General features: G+C 72.4%; 15 protein-coding genes. 8 read left to right on the forward strand and 7 right to left on the reverse strand.

Features of this window, described 5'->3' with window-relative positions; translation table 11 throughout:
* Window positions 1-102: 102 nt before the first annotated feature.
* Complete coding sequence (locus ACFV4F_RS12055; RefSeq protein WP_380501878.1) at window positions 103-1,602, reverse strand: MFS transporter; 1,500 nt, start codon at window positions 1,600-1,602, stop codon at window positions 103-105.
* A gap of 213 nt (window positions 1,603-1,815) precedes the next feature.
* Here ACFV4F_RS12055 and ACFV4F_RS12060 point away from each other — a divergent pair, with 213 nt between their 5' ends.
* The 3 genes from ACFV4F_RS12060 (at window position 1,816) to ACFV4F_RS12070 (ending at window position 4,512) form a co-directional block, all read left to right on the forward strand.
* On the forward strand, window positions 1,816-2,187 hold the full coding sequence (locus ACFV4F_RS12060) for a YciI family protein (protein WP_380490295.1): 372 nt from the start codon (window positions 1,816-1,818) through the stop codon (window positions 2,185-2,187).
* A gap of 32 nt (window positions 2,188-2,219) precedes the next feature.
* Window positions 2,220-3,479 (forward strand): RNA polymerase sigma factor, encoded by a 1,260-nt coding sequence (locus ACFV4F_RS12065; protein WP_380501967.1) that lies wholly within the window; start codon window positions 2,220-2,222, stop codon window positions 3,477-3,479.
* A gap of 202 nt (window positions 3,480-3,681) precedes the next feature.
* Window positions 3,682-4,512: a VWA domain-containing protein gene (locus ACFV4F_RS12070; RefSeq protein WP_380501880.1), complete on the forward strand. Its 831-nt coding sequence runs from the start codon at window positions 3,682-3,684 to the stop codon at window positions 4,510-4,512.
* Window positions 4,513-4,703: 191 nt separating this feature from the next.
* On the opposite strand, the gene ACFV4F_RS12075 is transcribed toward ACFV4F_RS12070, so the two are convergent.
* Window positions 4,704-5,714, reverse strand: coding sequence for a quinone oxidoreductase family protein (locus ACFV4F_RS12075; protein ID WP_380501882.1), 1,011 nt, complete (start codon window positions 5,712-5,714; stop codon window positions 4,704-4,706).
* Between the two features lie 436 nt (window positions 5,715-6,150).
* Window positions 6,151-7,122: a zinc-binding dehydrogenase gene (locus ACFV4F_RS12080; protein WP_380501884.1), complete on the reverse strand. Its 972-nt coding sequence runs from the start codon at window positions 7,120-7,122 to the stop codon at window positions 6,151-6,153.
* A gap of 412 nt (window positions 7,123-7,534) precedes the next feature.
* On the opposite strand from ACFV4F_RS12080, the gene ACFV4F_RS12085 reads away from it, so the two are divergent.
* The 5 genes from ACFV4F_RS12085 (at window position 7,535) to aspA (ending at window position 13,759) form a co-directional block, all read left to right on the forward strand.
* Complete coding sequence (locus tag ACFV4F_RS12085; protein WP_380501886.1) at window positions 7,535-8,629, forward strand: lactonase family protein; 1,095 nt, start codon at window positions 7,535-7,537, stop codon at window positions 8,627-8,629.
* A gap of 443 nt (window positions 8,630-9,072) precedes the next feature.
* Complete coding sequence (locus ACFV4F_RS12090; protein WP_380501969.1) at window positions 9,073-9,750, forward strand: FadR/GntR family transcriptional regulator; 678 nt, start codon at window positions 9,073-9,075, stop codon at window positions 9,748-9,750.
* Window positions 9,747-11,186 carry an amino acid permease gene (locus ACFV4F_RS12095; RefSeq protein ID WP_380501887.1) on the forward strand — a complete coding sequence of 480 codons (1,440 nt, stop codon included), beginning with the start codon at window positions 9,747-9,749 and terminating at the stop codon, window positions 11,184-11,186. Before ACFV4F_RS12090 ends, ACFV4F_RS12095 begins: the two co-directional genes overlap by 4 nt.
* A gap of 106 nt (window positions 11,187-11,292) precedes the next feature.
* Complete coding sequence (locus tag ACFV4F_RS12100; protein WP_380501889.1) at window positions 11,293-12,309, forward strand: asparaginase; 1,017 nt, start codon at window positions 11,293-11,295, stop codon at window positions 12,307-12,309.
* A gap of 40 nt (window positions 12,310-12,349) precedes the next feature.
* Window positions 12,350-13,759, forward strand: a complete 1,410-nt coding sequence (gene aspA, locus ACFV4F_RS12105; protein WP_380438346.1) for an aspartate ammonia-lyase — start codon at window positions 12,350-12,352, stop codon at window positions 13,757-13,759.
* A 246-nt stretch (window positions 13,760-14,005) separates the two neighbouring features.
* Here aspA and ACFV4F_RS12110 read toward each other — a convergent pair whose 3' ends face one another.
* From ACFV4F_RS12110 to ACFV4F_RS12125, 4 genes are all read right to left on the reverse strand, one after another.
* On the reverse strand, window positions 14,006-14,791 hold the full coding sequence (locus ACFV4F_RS12110) for a hypothetical protein (RefSeq protein WP_380501891.1): 786 nt from the start codon (window positions 14,789-14,791) through the stop codon (window positions 14,006-14,008).
* Window positions 14,788-15,318 (reverse strand): SigE family RNA polymerase sigma factor, encoded by a 531-nt coding sequence (locus tag ACFV4F_RS12115; RefSeq protein ID WP_380501892.1) that lies wholly within the window; start codon window positions 15,316-15,318, stop codon window positions 14,788-14,790. The genes ACFV4F_RS12110 and ACFV4F_RS12115 overlap by 4 nt, the downstream gene beginning before the upstream one ends.
* Window positions 15,319-15,449: 131 nt before the next feature.
* Complete coding sequence (locus ACFV4F_RS12120; RefSeq protein ID WP_380438352.1) at window positions 15,450-16,472, reverse strand: expansin EXLX1 family cellulose-binding protein; 1,023 nt, start codon at window positions 16,470-16,472, stop codon at window positions 15,450-15,452.
* Between the two features lie 102 nt (window positions 16,473-16,574).
* Window positions 16,575-17,579, reverse strand: coding sequence for a LacI family DNA-binding transcriptional regulator (locus tag ACFV4F_RS12125; RefSeq protein WP_380438354.1), 1,005 nt, complete (start codon window positions 17,577-17,579; stop codon window positions 16,575-16,577).
* Between the last annotated feature and the right edge of the window lie 53 nt (window positions 17,580-17,632).

The raw sequence follows: 17,632 nt of genomic DNA on the forward strand, positions 1-17,632 counted from the left end.
GGGGGGGGCGCGCGCGCGGGGCGGGGGGGGGCTGGCGCGCGCGCCGGGGCGCGCCCGCCCCCGCCCCGGGGGGGGGGCCCCCCCGCGGGGCCGTTCCGTCGCTTACGCGTGGGTGGCCTCGTAGTCGGGAGCTGCTGCGGCGGCCGGGGCTTCCGGCACCTTCGGGCGCAACGCGTACGTCAGGACGGCCAAGGCAGCGAAGATCCCCGCCGCGACGGCACCGGTGACGTGCAGCGCGGACGTGAACGCCTCTCGCGCGGTGTGCAGGAGGTCCCCGGCCCGCCCGGCCGGGAGGTGCCCGGCGGCGGCGACCGCGCCCGCGAGGGAGTCGGACGTGCCGTGCGTGCGGGCGCGGTAGACCGCCGCGGCCAGCGCGCCGAGGAGCGCGAAGCCCAGCGAGCCGCCGAAGTAGTTGCCGGTCTCCGACATCGCCGCGGCCGATCCGGCACGCTCCGGCGGGACGGAACCCATGACGAGCCCGGTGCCGAGCGCGAACAGCGGGCCGGTGCCGAGCGCCAGGACGGCGACGCCGGTGATGACCAGCGGCAGGCTGCCGGGACCGTCCACGACCGTCAGCAGCAGGCCGCCGAGCGTGGAGAGCGCCAGCCCGCCGGCGATCGCGGTCGACCGGCTCACCCGCCGGGCCAGGAGCGGCGAGGCCATCGTGCCCACCGCCACGGCCAGGCCCATCGGCGCGAACAGCACGGCGGACGCGAGCGGCGAGTGGCCGAGGACGCTCTGCAGGTACTGCGTCACCAGCAGGCCCGTCCCGGCCATCGCCACGCCGGCGAACACCAGCGCGACGAGGACGGCCGTGAACGGGCGGCTGCGCAGCAGGCGGAGGTCCAACAGCGGCGTTTCCAGGCGTAGTTGGCGCCGGACGAACAGCGCGCCGACCACCGTGCCCACGGCCAGGGCCGCAGAAGGCACGGCGGGCGCGCTCCCGACCGCCAGCTGCTTGAGCCCGTAGACCACCAGGAGCACGGCCACCAGCGACAGCCCCACGCCGGCGAGGTCCAGCCGCCCCGACCGGTCGCCGCGGAACTCCGGCAGCAGGAACGGCCCGGTCAGCAGCAGCACCGCCATCGCCGGCACGGCGGCCAGGAACACTGACCCCCACCAGAAGTGCTGGAGCAGGAACCCGGCGAGCACCGGCCCGAGCGCGCCCCCGGCGAACTGGCACGTCGCCCACACCGCGATGGCCCGCCCGCGCTGCCGCCCGTCCCGGAACAGGTCGGTGATCAGCGCGAGCGTGGACGGCGCCAGCGTCGCCCCGGCGACGCCGAGCAGCGCCCGGACGGCGATCAGCACCAGCGGGTCGGTGGCGTAGGCCGCCACGACCGACAGCACCGCGAACGCCGCGGCGCCGGTGAGCAGCAGCCGCCGGCGGCCGATCCGGTCACCGAGGGTGCCCATCGTGATGACCAGGGCGGCCACCGTGAGCCCGTAGCCGTCGCTGATCCACAGCTGCTGGACGTTGGTGGCACCCAGGTCCGCGCTCAGCCGCGGGAGCGCGAGCAGCAGCGCCGTCACGTCCATCGCGACCAGCAGGGTGGGCAGCATCAGGACGGCCAGGGCCGCCCAGGGCCGTTCGACTCGCATCTTCGTAACCTCCGGATCTCCGTACGTTGCGCGGGCTGGTCGGAGCCGGGGGAGCGTTCTTGACATCCGCCGGACGCGCGAAGGCCGTGCGACGGGAAAGTCGTGGGAAATTTCTCCGGGAAACGTCCCGAGCGATGTCAAGACGGCGCCGGCGGCTCCGACCAACCGGTCGAGAGGGCCCCGCCGGGGCCCGCGCACCACGAGGAGCACGCGATGAAGTTCGTGATCGGCCTGCACATCAACCCGGCCGTGCTGGACGCGCTGACCGACGAGGAGAAGGCGGCGATCGGCGCCGGCCACGGCCGGTTCATCGAGGCGCTGAAGGAGTCCGGCGAGCTGATCCTCACCCAGGCGCTGGTCGACCCGTCCCAGGCGGCCGTGGTGACCGTCCGGGACGGGCAGCCGGTGGTGACCGACGGCCCGTTCCTGGAGGCCAAGGAATTCCTCGGCGGCTTCTACCTCGTCGACTGCGAGGACAAGGACCGCGCGATCGAACTCGCGGCGCAGATCCCCGACGCCGCGATCCCGGGACTGGGGGTCGAGGTGCGCCAGGTCATGTTCTCCGACGGACACTTGGAGGCATGACGCACGGCACGACCCCCGGCAGTTCGCAGGGCATGATCCCCGGCACGCCCCCCGGAACGACCCCCGGCCGTCCGCACGGCACGGCGGTGCACGAGTTCGAGGACCTGCTGCGTGAGCTCGCGCCGCAGGTCCTCGGCACGCTGGTGCGGCGGCACGGGCAGTTCGAGGGCTGCGAGGACGCCGTGCAGGAGGCCGTCCTCGCAGCCGCCGTGCAGTGGCCGGACGAGGGCGTGCCGGACAACCCGCGCGGCTGGCTGGTGACGGTCGCCTCCCGCCGCCTCGTCGACCGGATGCGCAGCGACCACGCGCGCCGCGAACGCGAGGCGGCGACGGCGTCCGAGGTGCGGCCCGAGGACGTGCCGGACAGCGACGACACGCTCGTCCTGCTGTTCCTGTGCTGCCACCCGACCCTGACCGCGGCCTCCCAGACCGCCCTGACCCTGCGGGCGGTCGGCGGCCTGACCACGGCCGAGATCGCCCGCGCGTTCCTGGTCCCGGAGGCCACGCTCGCGGCCAGGATCAGCCGGGCCAAGCAGCGCATCAAGGCCGCCGGCAGCTCCTTCGCGCTCCCCGAGGGCGGGGAGCGCGAGGAGCGGCTGCGGGTGGTCCTGCACGTCCTCTACCTGATCTTCAACGAGGGCTACACCGCCTCCTCGGGCACCGACCTCGACCGCCCCGACCTCGCCCGCGAGGCGATCCGCCTCACCCGCACGGTGCACGCCCAGCTGCCCGACGACCCCGAGGTCGCCGGTCTGCTCGCCCTGATGCTCCTCACCCACGCCCGCCGCGAGGCCCGTACGACCTCCGCCGGCGACCTGGTCCCCCTCGCCGACCAGGATCGGACGGCCTGGGACCGCACCCTGCTCGACGAGGGCCTCGCCCTCGCCAAGGCGTCCCTGGCCGGCCCCGCCCTCGGCCCGTACCAGCTCCAGTCCGCGATCGCCGCGACGCACGCGGCGGCGGCGACGGCCGAGGAGACCGACTGGCACCAGGTGCACGCGCTGTACCTGATCCTCGAACGCATCGCCCCCAACCCGATGGTCACCCTCAACCGCACGATCGCCCTCGCCGAAACCGAGGGCCCCGAGGCCGGCCTGGCCCTCCTCGCCACCCTCGACGCCGACCCGAGGATGGCCACCCACCACCGCCTCCTCTCCGTCCGCGCCCACCTCCTGGAACGCACCGGCGACCGGACCGCCGCCCACGACCACTACCGCCGCGCGGCCAGGGCCACGGCGAGCACCGCAGAACAGCGCTACCTGGAGTCGCGGGCGGCGCGGCTGCGGCCGTAGCCCTGCGGCCGCAGCTCTGCGGGCGGCATCGCCCGTTTGAGTGCAATCCGGGCTTCGCAGGCGGTTGGTTGTGCGTCGAACCGGCGTGCCGCTCGCGCCGCGGCTTGGGATTGGTTTCGCGATACTGTGGGTGCCGGTTCCGGTGGTGGTGCCGGCTGGGCTTCAGGGGCGCTTGACCTGCGTGTTTTTGGGGGAGTGACACATGGCCGTCAGTCTCGACAAGGTCGAGCGGAGTGCACCTGCGCTGGTGAGCCTCTACAAGACGGCCGACGCCTCGGTGGAGCGGCGCGGGCTCAGCGGTCAGCGCGTCGCGGTGTACCTGGTGATCGACTACTCCGGTTCGATGAGGCCCTTTTACAAGGACGGCAGTGTCCAGGCGCTCGCCGACCGGGTCCTGGGACTGTCGGCGAATCTGGACGACGACGGGAGCGTGCCGGTCCTCTTCTTCTCCACCGAGGTCGACGCCCAGACCGAGATCACCTTGGAGGACCACGAGGGCCGGATCGACCGGATCGTGGCCGGCCTCGGCCACATGGGCAAGACCAGTTACCACGTGGCGATGGACGCGGTGGTCCGGCACTACCGCGAGAGCGGTGCCACGGCCCCGGCCCTCGTCCTGTTCCAGACGGACGGCGGGCCGATCAACAAGGGCGCGGCGGAAGCGCGCCTGTGCGAGGCGGCGACGCTGCCGATCTTCTGGCAGTTCATCGGCTTCGGCGACCCGGACAGCAGGCAGTTCGACTTCCTGCGGAAGCTTGACGAGTTGGCGGTTCCGGAGAAGCGGCCCATCGACAACGCCGGTTTCTTCCATCTGGGGCGTGATCCACAGGGGATCTCCGACGCTCGGCTTTACGACCTGATGCTCGCCGAGTTCCCCAGCTGGCTCGCGGCCGCCCGGGCCCAGGGCATTGCGCCGGAGGGACCGGAGCCGCAGACCACGGTTGCTCCACGCACCGAGCACCGCGGGACCCTGCCCGAAAGCCGGGAGCGCCGGGGCCTCTGGGCAGGTCTGACCAAGTGGCTGGGAAGGTGACACCGCACCGGCCGGCGGCGTGAGCCCGGGTTTGCGGATCGCCCACGCCCACCTGCACGGTCCCGAAGTCCCAGCGCAGACACCGCGGAGCAAGTAACTCGCCGGTAATTGCTGTCGGGGATCTTGGCGATGACGGTCGGCCATGCCCTCGACATCTCAGTCTCCAAGATCCCCGACCTCGTCACCCGCGATCAGCTCTGCGTCTCCTCGCGGCGTCCGACAGCGGCCGCATCGGGTACGACGAGCAGCTTGCCGGTGGTACGCCGAGCCTCCAGATCGCTGTGGGCCTGGGCGGCCTCGGACAATGCGTAGCGGCCCGTTACGGTGACCTCAAGCGCCTTGGAGCGCACCCACCCGAACACATCGGCGGCCCGTCGGAGCAGTTCGGACCGATCGGCGATGTAGTGCCCGAGGCTGGGCCGGATCAGGGTCAGCGAACCGCCGTGGGCGAGCCGAATCGGATCGAACGGCGGCACGGCACCACTTGCCGCGCCGAAGAGCACGAGATGGCCGCGGGTTCGCAGGCTGGCGAGGCTCGCATCGAAGGTGTGCGCGCCGACGCCGTCGAAGACGACCGGCAGTCCCTGACCGCCGTTGAGCCGCCTCACCTCGGCTGCGAGATCGTCGACTGCGGAGGAAAGGATCACCTCGGCGGCCCCGGCACGCTTCGCCAGCTCGGCCTTCGCCGTGGTCGACGTCGTGCCGATCACCCTGCCGCCGAGTTGGGTGATGAGCTGGGTCAAAAGCAGCCCCATGCCGCCGGCAGCCGCATGCACGAGCACCGTGTCGCCCCCCTGAACCGGGTAGGCGTCCTTGACGAGATAGTGCGCGGTCATGCCTTGGAGGAGCACGGCGGCGGCTGTCTCGAAGCCGATATCGTCGGGCAGCGGCACCAGCCGGGAGGAGTCCACGACGGCCCGCTCGGCATACGTGCCGGGAATCTCCACCCAACCGACCCGGTCCCCGACTGCGACGTCAGTGACGCCGGGGCCGACTTCGACGACCGTGCCGGCGCCCTCGGCGCCCGGGGTGAAGGGCAGCGGGACGCTGTACCGGCCTTCGCGGTGGTAGACGTCGAGGAAGTTGACCCCGGATGCGGCGACCTCCACGACCGCTTGGCCCGGGCCCGGCGTCGGTTGATCGATATCGACCAGTCGCAGCACCTCGGGACCGCCCACTTCGGACATCTGAATCGCTCGCATGACCCCTCCTGAAACGGGAAACTTCCGTCACCAACTCCACTCGTGGCGATCCTATTTCCACTCGCGGTGAGGTGTCGTAGCCGTCACGTTCAGGTCAGCGACATGAAGCCGGCCGTGCCGCGGCAAGTGTCCTGGAGCCCGAGGCGGCGGCCGAGCATCGTTCAGCGTGCCGGCTCAGGAGGCTCGGTGGGCCTGTCGAAGGAGGTATTCCCGTTCATCAACGTCGTACACGAGACCCTCAACCCTGCCCCGTAGCGACCACTTCCTACCGGCGGGTCACTTGTTCCCCGGTGTCTGCGCTGGGGCTTCGGGGCCTGCGCGCCGAGCGCGGACGCACGCGCGGAGAGATCGTGATCCGCATCTGAAGCGGGACGCGGCATGGATGGGCCGGTCCGCCTGACGGCGGTGGCGGCGGCCGGCTCCGCTGCGGGGGTGGTCAGATCAGGAGCAGGGTCTTGCCCAGGGCGGTTCGGCTTTCGATCGCGGCGTGCGCGTCCGCGGCGTGCTCCAGCGGGAAGGTCTGTCCGATGACCGGCCGGACTCGGCCCGCGACCGCTTCTGCCATCACCTGTTCGGCCCACTGGTGCATCCGCGGCCTGAACCCGTAGAGCTGCTCGATTCCGATCACCTCGACTCCGCGCCTCCGCGCTTCCGCGGGCTCGATCACCGTCAGCTGACCGCTTGAGGCGCCGTGCACGGAGAACCGGCCGTGGCGGGCCGTCACCTCGAACGCGGCCCGGCCGATCTCCCCGCCCACGCCGTCGAACACGACGTCGACTCCCGCGCCGCCGGTCGCCCGGAGGACCTGCTCGGTCCAGTCCGGTGCGGAGTAGTCGACCGCGGCCTCGGCCCCCAGGCTGCGGATCAGGTCGAGCTTCCGTGCCCCACGGGCGATCCCGATGACCCTGGCCCCGGCCGCCCGAGCCAACTGGACCAGCAGGCTGCCGACACCGCCGGCCGCCGCCTCGACCAGCACCCACTCCCCGGCAGCGATCCGCGCCCCCTCGACGAGGCCCGTCGCGGTGCTGCCGTCCGTGTGCAAGGCTGCGGCCTCGCGCGGGCCCAGCCCTTCGGGTACCGGGATCAGGCTCTCCGCGTCGGCCGCCACCCGCTCGGCGAAGGCACCCGTCGCCCCGGCGTCGGCCAGAACGAGGCGGCCGATCCAGCTCGGATCCGTTCCTTCCCCGGTCGCGCTCACCCGGCCGGCCACCATGCCGCCCGGTACGTACGGCAGGTCGGGTCTGGCGTGCCACCGGTCGACGCCGCGGCGGATCTGCGTCTCGACGAACGTGATGCCCACGACGGACACCTCGACCATCACCCGTCCCGGTCCGACGACCGGCTCCGGTGCCTCGCCCGGAACCAGAACCTCCGGGCCCCCGAAACGCACCGCCCGCACCGCTCGCATGCTGATCACTCTCCTGTCCGGATGACGACGACTCCGACAACGCGGATTTCCTCGGCCTCGACCGAGGTTTGGCCCCGGTGAAGTTCATGGCCCCAAGGTAGAATCTCAAGCCGACTTGAAGTCAAGCGCCGGAGTGCGGGAGGAAATCCGCGACCCGGGCGGGTGTCCACCTTCCTTCATGGCTCTCAAGTAGCCGACTGGGAAGTCTTGTTGCTGCGTCATGCCGCCCGTTCGGCGCCTACGGTTGTGTGTTCGACCTCCGGATAGACTTCGAAATCCCCGGCCCCGTAGCACGCACGAAGAGGGTCGACGAGTCCGTCCGCCCGTTGGCGGCCACTTCAGCACCTCGGCGCGATCCCGCGCGGCCTTGCCGCGAATCGCGTGCCGCAAGGCGAGCAGAGAGTAGGCATACGTGAATCACCATCAGACCGCTTTGTCCGGCGGACTGCTGGTCATCGGCAGCGCCGCCGCTGCCGACGCTCCTGGAGCGGGTCTGTGCGCCGTCCGCTACGACGGCACCGGCGCCATGAGCCTCGTCCGGATATTGCCGCTGGACCACCCCTCCTATGCGGCTGTCGATCCGACGCGCGGGGTCGTCCACGCCGTCCTGGAACGGGCGGTTGGAGGGGTCGTGTCCCTCCGGGTGGACACCGACACCGACATCGACACCGGGTTCCAGGGGCCGCCCTTCGTCGCCGCCAGTGGTGGCGCGGGCCCCTGCCACATCGCGGTCCACCCCAGTGGTTCGCACGTCTTCGCGGCCCACTACGGCGATGGCGCCCTCTCGGTCGTTCCCATCGGCGCCGACGGCATGGTCGCTGCTGCCGGGCCGGTGCAGATCGTCCGGCACCCAGGCCGGGAGGCGTCCGGGGATTTGCTCACGTCCCCGCACGCCCACATGGCGGCTCCCTCGCCGGACGGGCGGTTCCTGCTGTGCACCGATCTCGGTACCGACCGGGTTTACGTCTACGCCTTCGATCCGGACAGCGGCCTGCTCAGCGCCCACCGGACGGTGCAACTGCCGGCGGGCAGAGGCCCTCGGCACCTCGTGTTCCATTCGTCGGGCCGGTACGCCCACGTTCTGAACGAACTCTCCTCGACCCTCACCGTCTGCACCTGGGACGGGCTCTCCGGCCGCCTCGAACCGGTTGCCGAGGTCGAGACCCGACAGGATCCGGGCGCGCCGAACGCCAACTCCGCCGCCGCGCTCCGGCTGTCCGGGGACGGCCGCTTCCTCTACACGACCAACCGCGGCGACGACGCGATCGCGATCCACGCCGTCCACGACGACGGCGCGTCCGTGGAACTGCTCACCGCCGTTCCCTGCGGCGGCATTTGGCCGCGTGACATCGCACTCACCCCCGACGGCCTTCTCCTCTTCTGCGCCAACCAGCGCTCCGACACCGTCACGGCCTTCCACCGCGACCCGTCCAGCGGCCGCCTGAGCCCGGCGGGGGAGTCCCTGGTGATCACCGAGCCCACGTCCGTCCTGCCGATCGGAGGCTGAGTGGAGGAGGCGGGAGGTGCCTGGTGCGGGTGGGGCGCGGGGTGCTCCTCAGGACAGGGCGGCCAGCGCCTGCGCGGCGAGCATCTGCTCCAGGGCCACCAGGGCGCGCGGGGTGTGCCGGGTGTCGATGCGGACGGCGTAGATGAAGCGGGTCAGCTCCGGGTCGGCGGGGGGCGCGCCACGACCGGGTCCCGCGCGATCAGCGTCCGGCGCAGTGTCCGTGGCGCCGGCAGGGGGATGAAGTCGTAGTCGTAGCTGAGGGCCAGGTCCATGGCAGAAGATCGGCCGGCGGGCGATCGGGGGGCACGCGCCGCGCGGGCGACGGCGCTTGCCCTCGGTCCGGCGCCGACCCCTTGACACCGCTCGGCCACAGCCCTCAGGATCGGCCCGTGAACCTGTCAGACAGCCAGACAGCAGGATCGGCCCCTCGCCGCGTGAGCGCGATGGAAGCGGTGTTCGGCCACCTGCGCGGCGCCATCGAGCGCGGCGAGTACTCCGTCGGGGACAAGCTCCCCTCCGAAGCGGAGCTGTGCCGCACCCTGGAGGTCAGCCGGCCCGTGCTGCGGGAGGCCCTCCGGGCCCTCCAGACCATGGGCCTGACCGTCTCCAAGACCGGCAAGGGCACCTTCGTCGTGGCGAACACCGTCGAGGACCCCACGTTCGGCGACTACGCGGCCAGCGACCTCCTGGAGGTGCGCCGGCACGTCGAGATCCCGGTCGCCGGGTACGCGGCGCTGCGCCGCACCCCGGAGGACCTGGACCACCTGGCGCACCTGCTCGACCGGATGGAGCGGGAGACCGACACCACCGCGTGGGTCGCGCTGGACACCGTCTTCCACCTGGCGGTGGCCGAGGCCTCCCGCAACCCGGTCTTCCGCCGGGTGATCGAGGAGATCCGTGACGCACTGGCGCGTCAGTCCACCTTCCTCAACGAACTCGGCGGCCGGCGCGAGCAGTCGAACTGCGAGCACCGGGCGATCGTCGAGGCGCTGGTCGACGGTTCCGAGCCCGACGCGGTCGCGGCGATGTCCCACCACCTCCACCGCGTCGAGGCGACCCTCACCGACATCGTGCGCCCCGGGCGCGCGGACACTCCCACGGAAGGCAGATCCGAGGCGTGAGCGAGCAGTTCCTCAAGGACGAGAAGCGCCCCACGACCCGTCACGTCGACGCCGGTGACACCGGCTACAGCAAGTCCCTGAAGCCCCGGCACGTCAACATGATCGCCATCGGCGGTGCCATCGGCACCGGCCTGTTCCTCGGCGCGGGCGGACGGCTCGCCGACGCCGGGCCCTCCCTGTTCGTCGCGTACGCCGTCTGCGGCGTCTTCGCCTTCCTCGTCGTGCGCGCGCTCGGCGAGCTCGTCCTGTACCGCCCGTCCTCCGGGGCCTTCGTGTCGTACGCCCGGGAGTTCCTGGGGGAGAAGGGCGCGTACACCGCGGGCTGGATGTACTTCCTCAACTGGGCGACCACCGGCATCGCCGACATCACCGCCGTCGCCACGTACACCCACTACTGGCACCTGTTCTCCAGCGTCCCGCAGTGGGTGATCGCGCTCATAGCCCTGGCCGTGGTGTTGACCGTGAACCTCATCTCGGTGCGGATCTTCGGCGAACTGGAGTTCTGGTTCGCCATCGTCAAGGTCGGCGCGCTGCTGGTGTTCATGGGCATCGCGATCTACCTGCTGGTCACCCGGCACCCGGTCGACGGCGCCGTCCCCGGGCCGTCCCTGATCACCGGCAACGGCGGGATCTTCCCCAACGGCCTGATGCCGATGCTGCTGATCATCCAGGGCGTCGTCTTCGCCTACGCCTCGGTGGAACTCGTCGGCGTGACGGCCGGGGAGACCGAGAACCCCGAGAAGATCATGCCGAAGGCGATCAACTCGATCATGTGGCGCGTCGGCCTGTTCTACGTCGGTTCGGTCCTCCTCCTGTCGATGCTGCTGCCCTGGAACAAGTACAGCTCGGGCCAGAGCCCGTTCGTGACCGTGCTCTCCCACATCGGCGTCCCGGCGGCCGGCGGCGTGATGAACCTGGTGGTCCTCACCGCGGCCATGTCCTCGCTCAACTCCGGCCTCTACTCCACCGGACGCATCCTGCGCTCCATGGCCGTGAGCGGCTCGGCCCCCCGGTTCACCGCCCGCATGAGCCGCACCCAGGTGCCGTACGGCGGCATCCTGCTGACCAGCGGCATGTGCGTCCTCGGCGTCGGCCTCAACTTCGTGGTCCCGGCCGACGCGTTCGAGATCGTGCTGAACTTCGCGGCGATCGGCATCCTCGCCACCTGGGGCATGATCATGGTCTGCCACTACCTCTTCTGGCGAAAGACCCGCCAGGGCGAACTGACCCGGCCCGGCTACCGCCTGCCCGGCTCGCCGTGGACCGAGCTCGTGACGCTGGTTTTCCTCGTCTCCGTCCTGGTCCTCATGTACGCCGACGGTGGCGCCGGGCGCACCACCGTGCTGTGCCTGCCGCTGATCGGCGGAGCGCTGGTCGCGGGCTGGTACGCGATCCGCGGACGGATCGCGCGCGCCGCCGCCGACTCGGAAAGCTGAACCAGGCATCTGCGCACGGAATCTGACGGCTCGTCATGCCATCGTCGCGGGCCGCCACCCGTCGGCACACCGCTCAGCAGCACCTCCACCACCGAACGAGGACGTCATGTTCAGCAGTCCCCTCGCGGACGCGCCCGCGATCCGCGAGCCCCGCCACGTGCCCGTCGCCCACGTCACCCGGGGCGCAGTGGTCGAGGGCACCCACCACGGCTCCGTCGTCGTCCTCGGCGGCGACGGCGGGGTGCGGTTCCGGCTCGGCGACATCGAGGCCGCCTGCTACCCGCGCTCTGCCCTCAAGCCGGTCCAGGCCGTCGCCATGGTCCGGGCGGGGCTGCCGCTCGACGGCGAACTGCTCGCCCTCGCCATGGGCAGCCACTCCGGCGAGGAGCGCCACCTCGCCGGAGCCCGGCGGATCCTGGACCTCGCCGGCCTCTCCGAGGACGACCTGCGCAACGTGCCGGACCTGCCGTACGACCCGGCCGTGCGCGACACCTGGGTCCGGGAGGGCCGCCCGCCCTCCCGGCTCGCCCAGAACTGCTCGGGCAAGCACGCCGCGATGCTCTACCTCTGCAAGCTCAACGGCTGGCCGCCGGAGGACTACGACGATCCCACCCACCCGCTCCAACGGGTGATCGCCGCGACCGTCGAAGAGCTCACCGGTCAACGCATCGCGCACGTCACCGTGGACGGCTGCGGCACCCCGCTGTTCGCGGTCTCCCTGCACGGCCTCGCGCGCGCCGCCGCCCGCATCGCCACCGGCACGCGCGGCACGCCCGAGTCCCGGGTGGCGGGCGCGCTGCGCGCGCACCCGGAGATGGCCTCCGGCGCCGGACGGGACGTGGCCGCGCTGATGCGCGCGGTGCCCGGACTGCTGACCAAGGACGGCTTCGAGGGCGTCCAGGTCGCCGCACTGCCGGACGGCCGCGCCATCGCCGTGAAGATCGCCGACGGCGCGAACCGGGCACGCGTCCCGGTGGCAGCGGCCGCGCTGGCCCTGGCGGGAGTCGACCCGCGGCTGCTCACCGGGTTCGCGGGGGAGCCGGCGACCGGCGGTGGCCGGCCCGTCGGCGGTGTCCGGCCGGTGGCCGCGCTGGACCCGTCGGCCCTGCTCGCCCCTGCGTGACCCGACCCGCCATTCCCTGAAGAAGAGGACCCGCACACCCATGACCGCCGCTACCCGCAGTGAACACGACCTGCTCGGAGACCGCGACGTCCCCGCCGACGCCTACTGGGGCGTCCACACGCTGCGCGCCACCGAGAACTTCCCCATCACGGGCACGCCCATCTCCGCCTACCCGCACCTGATCGACGCCCTCGCCGCCGTCAAGGAGGCCGCGGCCCTCGCCAACGAGGAACTTGGCCTCCTGGAGCCCGCGAAGGCCGGGGCGATCGTCGCCGCCTGCCGCGAGATCCGGGCCGGCGAGCTGCACGACCAGTTCGTCGTCGACGTCATCCAGGGCGGCGCCGGCACCTCGACCAACATGAACGCCAACGAGGTCGTGGCCAACCGCGCGCTGGAGCTGCTGGGGCACGCCAAGGGCGAGTATCGCCACCTGCACCCCAACGAGCACGTCAACCTCGGCCAGTCCACCAACGACGTCTACCCGACCGCCGTCCGGATCGCGACCGTGTTCGCCGTGCGCGGCCTGCTCGACGCGATGGCCGTCCTCCAGGACGCCTTCGCCCGCAAGGCCGTCGAGTTCCGCGACGTCCTGAAGATGGGCCGCACGCAGCTGCAGGACGCCGTGCCGATGACGCTCGGGCAGGAGTTCTCGACGTTCGCGGTCATGCTCGACGAGGACCGCAGCCGGCTCGCGGAGGCCGTCGAGCTGATCCACGAGATCAACCTCGGCGCCACCGCGATCGGCACCGGCCTCAACGCGCCCGCCGGATACGCCGAGTCCGCCCGCCGCCACCTCGCCGACCTCACCGGGCTGCCCCTCGTCACGGCGGCCAACCTGATCGAGGCCACGCAGGACTGCGGCGCGTTCGTCCAGATGTCCGGCGTGCTCAAGCGTATCGCCGTCAAGCTGTCGAAGACCTGCAACGACCTGCGACTGCTGTCCTCGGGGCCGCGCGCGGGCCTCGGCGAGATCAACCTTCCGCCGGTGCAGGCCGGTTCGAGCATCATGCCCGGCAAGGTGAACCCGGTCATCCCCGAGGTCGTCAACCAGGTCGCCTTCGAGGTGATCGGCAACGACGTTGCCATCACGATGGCCGCCGAGGGCGGGCAGCTCCAGCTCAACGCCTTCGAACCGATCATCCTGCACTCGCTGTCCGAGTCGATCACCCACCTGCGGGCGGCCTGCCTCACCCTCGCCGAGCGCTGCGTCGTCGGTATCACCGCCAACACCGAGATGCTGCGCGCGACCGTCGAGAACTCCATCGGCCTGGTGACCGCTCTCAACCCGCACATCGGGTACACGGCGGCGACCGACATCGCCAAGGAGGCCCTCGCCAGCGGCCGGGGCGTGGCCGAGCTCGTCCTGGAGAAGGGGCTGCTCCCGGCCGAGAGGCTCAGCGCGCTGCTGCGGCCCGAGGTGATCGCGGGCAGCGGCCTGCCCGTGGCCTGACGGCGGACGCGGCAGGTGGCCGGACGACGCGCCGCCGCACCGGGGTTCCGGTGCGGCGGCGCATCGTGCGCCCATCGTTCGAGCGGGCGCCGTGGTCGTGCCTGCGCACGGTGAGGGTCGGACCGCGGCCTCCGGATGCTCCTTCGGCCCGGGGCCCGGGAGGGCCGTGGACCCGCACGCGCTACGGAGGGTCGCTGCGAGGGCGGGTCGCTGCGAGCGCGGGTCGTGTCCTCCGAGGGCCGGCCCTCACCGTGCCGGGGCGAAGCCTCCCCCGACGGACGCGGAACCGCCCGCCGACTGGGCGTCCACCCGGTAGCTGTCGTTCGCGGAACTGCGGACGCCGGTGGCGTGGTTGTACTGGCCCGCGAACTCGTGCTGGCCGGCGGGCACGGTGCGGCCGGGTTTGAGGACCCAGCGGTAGACCAGTGCGCCGCCTGACTCCTGGGCGGTGACGGTGAAGTCGTCGCTCGGCAGGGTCCGCCAGTTGCCGGTGTCGCGCACGTCGCCGGTCTGCGCGATGCGCAGCTCGACGGTGAGCGAGGTGAGCGGTTGGGCGGTCCTGAGGGTCAGGTTGTTCTGGCCCCAGTAGACGGTGCTGTGTGCGTCGATGGATCCCTCCGACCACAGCGGCCCGTTCTGGGCGCGGCTGCTCGCGGACGGGGTCGGGCGCGGACCGGCCGGGGCGCTGGTGGCCGGTGCCGGTGCTTGAGCCGGAGCCGTGGCGGCAGGTGGGGCCGACGGCGTCGGCGAGGGCGCGACCGTCGGTGAGGGGGCCGAGGGCGCGGTCGTGGTGGTGTCCGACGGGGGTTGGGTCCGGACGATGCTCGCCACGGCGAAACCGCCGGTGGCCAGGATGCCGGCGGTGGCGAGGCCGGCGAGCGCGGCCTTGGGCCATGACCGCAGGCCCGACCGCGCGCGGTGACGGGCGGCGGGGCCGGCCGCGCCGCGCTGGACCCGGGCCAGCATCCGCGCGCGGTCGGGCTGGTGGGCCTCGGCGGCCTCGCGCAGCTGCCGGGCGATGTGCTCGTTCACCGGTTCCTCCTTCCTGTCGCCAGTTCGCCGCCCGCTCGCGCGCCGAGCAGCTGTTGCAGCTCGGCCATCCCCTTCGAGCTCTGGCTCTTCACCGTACCGACCGATATGCCGAGCGCCGCCGCGGTGTCCTTCTCCGAGAGGTCGAAGGCGTGGCGCAGCACCACGCAGGCCCGCTTGCGGAACGGCAGCCGGGCGAGCGCCGCACGGACGTCCAGCACGGCTGCCACGTCCGGTCCGTCGGTCCTCTCCGGGCTGCGGGTCCAGAACAGCAGGACCCGGCGCCGCTCGCGGACCGCGCTGCGGATCCGTGCGCGCGCCATGTTGGCGACCACCCCGCGGGCGTACGCGAGCGGGTGGTCGGCGGCGCGGAGCCGGTCCCAGCGTTGCCACAGGGCGATCAAGGCGTCCGCGGCGAGGTCGTCGGCGGCGTCCGTCTCACCGGTCAGGAGGTGGGCGAGACGGGCGAGTTCGGCGTAGTGGCGTTCGAAGAAGTCGTGGAACTCCGCGGACGCGTCATCGAGGAGCATGTCCCCCGGTCGCCCTCTCCCTGCAATGTGAGCGTTAACAATCGGCATGAGCGTAGCAGTGCCCGTTTCCCGGACGCGGCGGTGGTCGCCCCGCAGGGGCGTCCCCGACGGCCGACGGGCGAGCAGTGCGGTCAATGCCGGGCGAACTGGACTTGGGTCGGCTGGGCGACGTCCGGCCTCACCGCGATCCCGTCGACGGTGAGCTGCTCCCCGTAGATGTCGGTGATCCTGAGAGGGCCGCCGCACCCGCTGCCGTCCGGGGAGAGGAAGTAGTTGTAGTCGGTGCGGGACAGCTGCCGCCAGCCGCCGCCGGTCCTGACCTCCAGGGCAGCCACCGGGTTCCGGTGGCCGATCACCTGGATCCCGCACCACCACTGGCTGGATCCGGTCTTGTACCGGATCGACATCGTGGCGGGGGCCGCGCCGGGGCTCAGCAGCGTCCAGGTGATCGGGAGGCGGCCCACCGACAGGTCCGCGAGCTTGGCGAAGGCCTCGTGGCTCAGGTCGAGCTGCCCGGGTGCGCAGGGCAGGGGGCAGTCGTTGACGATCCGCACCGTGATGCTCGTCCCGTTGGCCGCGCGCACGAGCACGTACGCCCCGCACGCGCCGGACGTCTCGTAGTCGGTGTGGTTCATCGCCGCGATCATGAGGTCGCCGGACGGGCCGAACGAGCAGGCGCCGTTGCCGTCGGCGGCGTCGTAGGACGTCGCGACGCCCTGGTAGCTCGCCCCGGGCTTGATCCGTCCGGCCAGGGAGGCCGTGGCCGCCGCTGCGGTGCGGGTGCTGCCGGCGGCCGACGGCGAGGGCGAGGTCGTGGTGACGGATGGCCGCGGCGAGGCAGTGGCCGACGGCGAAGGGGTGCCGGTGGCCGAGGGCGAGGGTGCGGGGCTGGTGACCGTCGGCGCCGCCGTCTCGGGCGTGGCGGTGGCCGGGACGGCGGCGCCCGGTGGGGTGCCGGCCAGGGCGCTCGGCTCGGTGGCCGCGACGGACGCGCCGGCGGGTATCCCGGCGTCGACGACGACGCCCCCGCCGTCCGGCAGGAGTGCGAGGGCCAGGCACACCAGCGCACCGACCGCGATCACTGCCAACGGTATGCCCAGGGCCAGCCGACGGCTGCGGCTCGACAGCGGAGCGGCATGCTTCGTTGCTTTCATTCCCGTCCATTCGGTAGATCGACTCGGCGTCGCACCCACCAGTGGGCACCGGGGACGGAAAGGTTGCCGTGCGGGCGCAATTTTTTTCGGCGCGGGGCACGCTCAGCCCGACGCCCGGACGACCAGTCGGGTGGGGAGCACCACCGACTCGCCGCGTTCCGGGTGCCGCAGCAGCAACTCCATGGCACGGGAACCGAGTTCCTCCACCGGCTGGCGGACCGTGGTCAGCCCCGGCCGGCACCGCGCCGCGAGGGGGGCGTCGTCGAAGCCGATCAGCGCCACGTCCTCGGGCACCCGAAGGCCGTGCCGCCGCAAGGTCCTGAGGGCCCCCGCGGCCATCTGGTCGGAGGCGGCGAACACCGCGTTCAATTCGGGGCGCTGGTCCAGCAGCCGCTGCATCGCGTGCTCACCGGAGGCGCTGCTGAAGTCGCCGTACGCCACGGCGGGCCGCATCGCGGCCATCGCGGCCATCGCCTGGTGGTAGCCGGTCAGCCGGTCCGCGCCGGCGGCGGTGTCCGGTGGCCCGGCGATGGTGGCCACCGAGCGGCGACCGGACGCGCACAGCCGCCGCACCGCGTCCCTCGCGCCGACGAGGTTGTCCGCGTCGACGAACGCCACCGCGCCCGGCTCCGGCGGCCTGCCCAGCGACACCACGGGCACCCTGGCCGCGTGCAGCAGCCGGGTGAGCGCGGTGTCCCCCCAGGGCCCGACCAGCAGCACGCCGTCGACGTGGCCGCCGCACAGGTAGCGCACCAGCGGCGGCCGCCGGGAGCGCCTGGGCACCGTGAAAACGGCCAGCTCCCGCTCGGCGCCCGGAAGGGAGCGCCGCAGCCCGGCCAGCAGGCGTACGGGGAAGGCGTCCGCGTGGTACTGCAACGGATCCGCGAACACCACGATGGCGACGACACCGGTCTCCCGGGTCCTGGCCGCCCGTCGGCGGACGTACGCCAACTCGCGCGCTGCGCGTTCCACCCGGGCCGCCACCTCCGAGGAGACCCGGGCGGAACGGTTCAGCACCCGGGAGGCGGTGGCGGTGGAGACGCCGGCGCGACGGGCGACCTCGGCCAGCGTCGGAGCGGGATCGTCATCGTGAATGGGCTCGGGCATGGGGGGCCGTCCTGGATCGGTCCTCGACACGGGAACTGCACCCCCGGACCTGC

The organism is Kitasatospora sp. NPDC059722, from assembly GCF_042733235.1.
In the GTDB taxonomy this organism is placed as follows: Bacteria; Actinomycetota; Actinomycetes; order Streptomycetales; family Streptomycetaceae; genus Kitasatospora.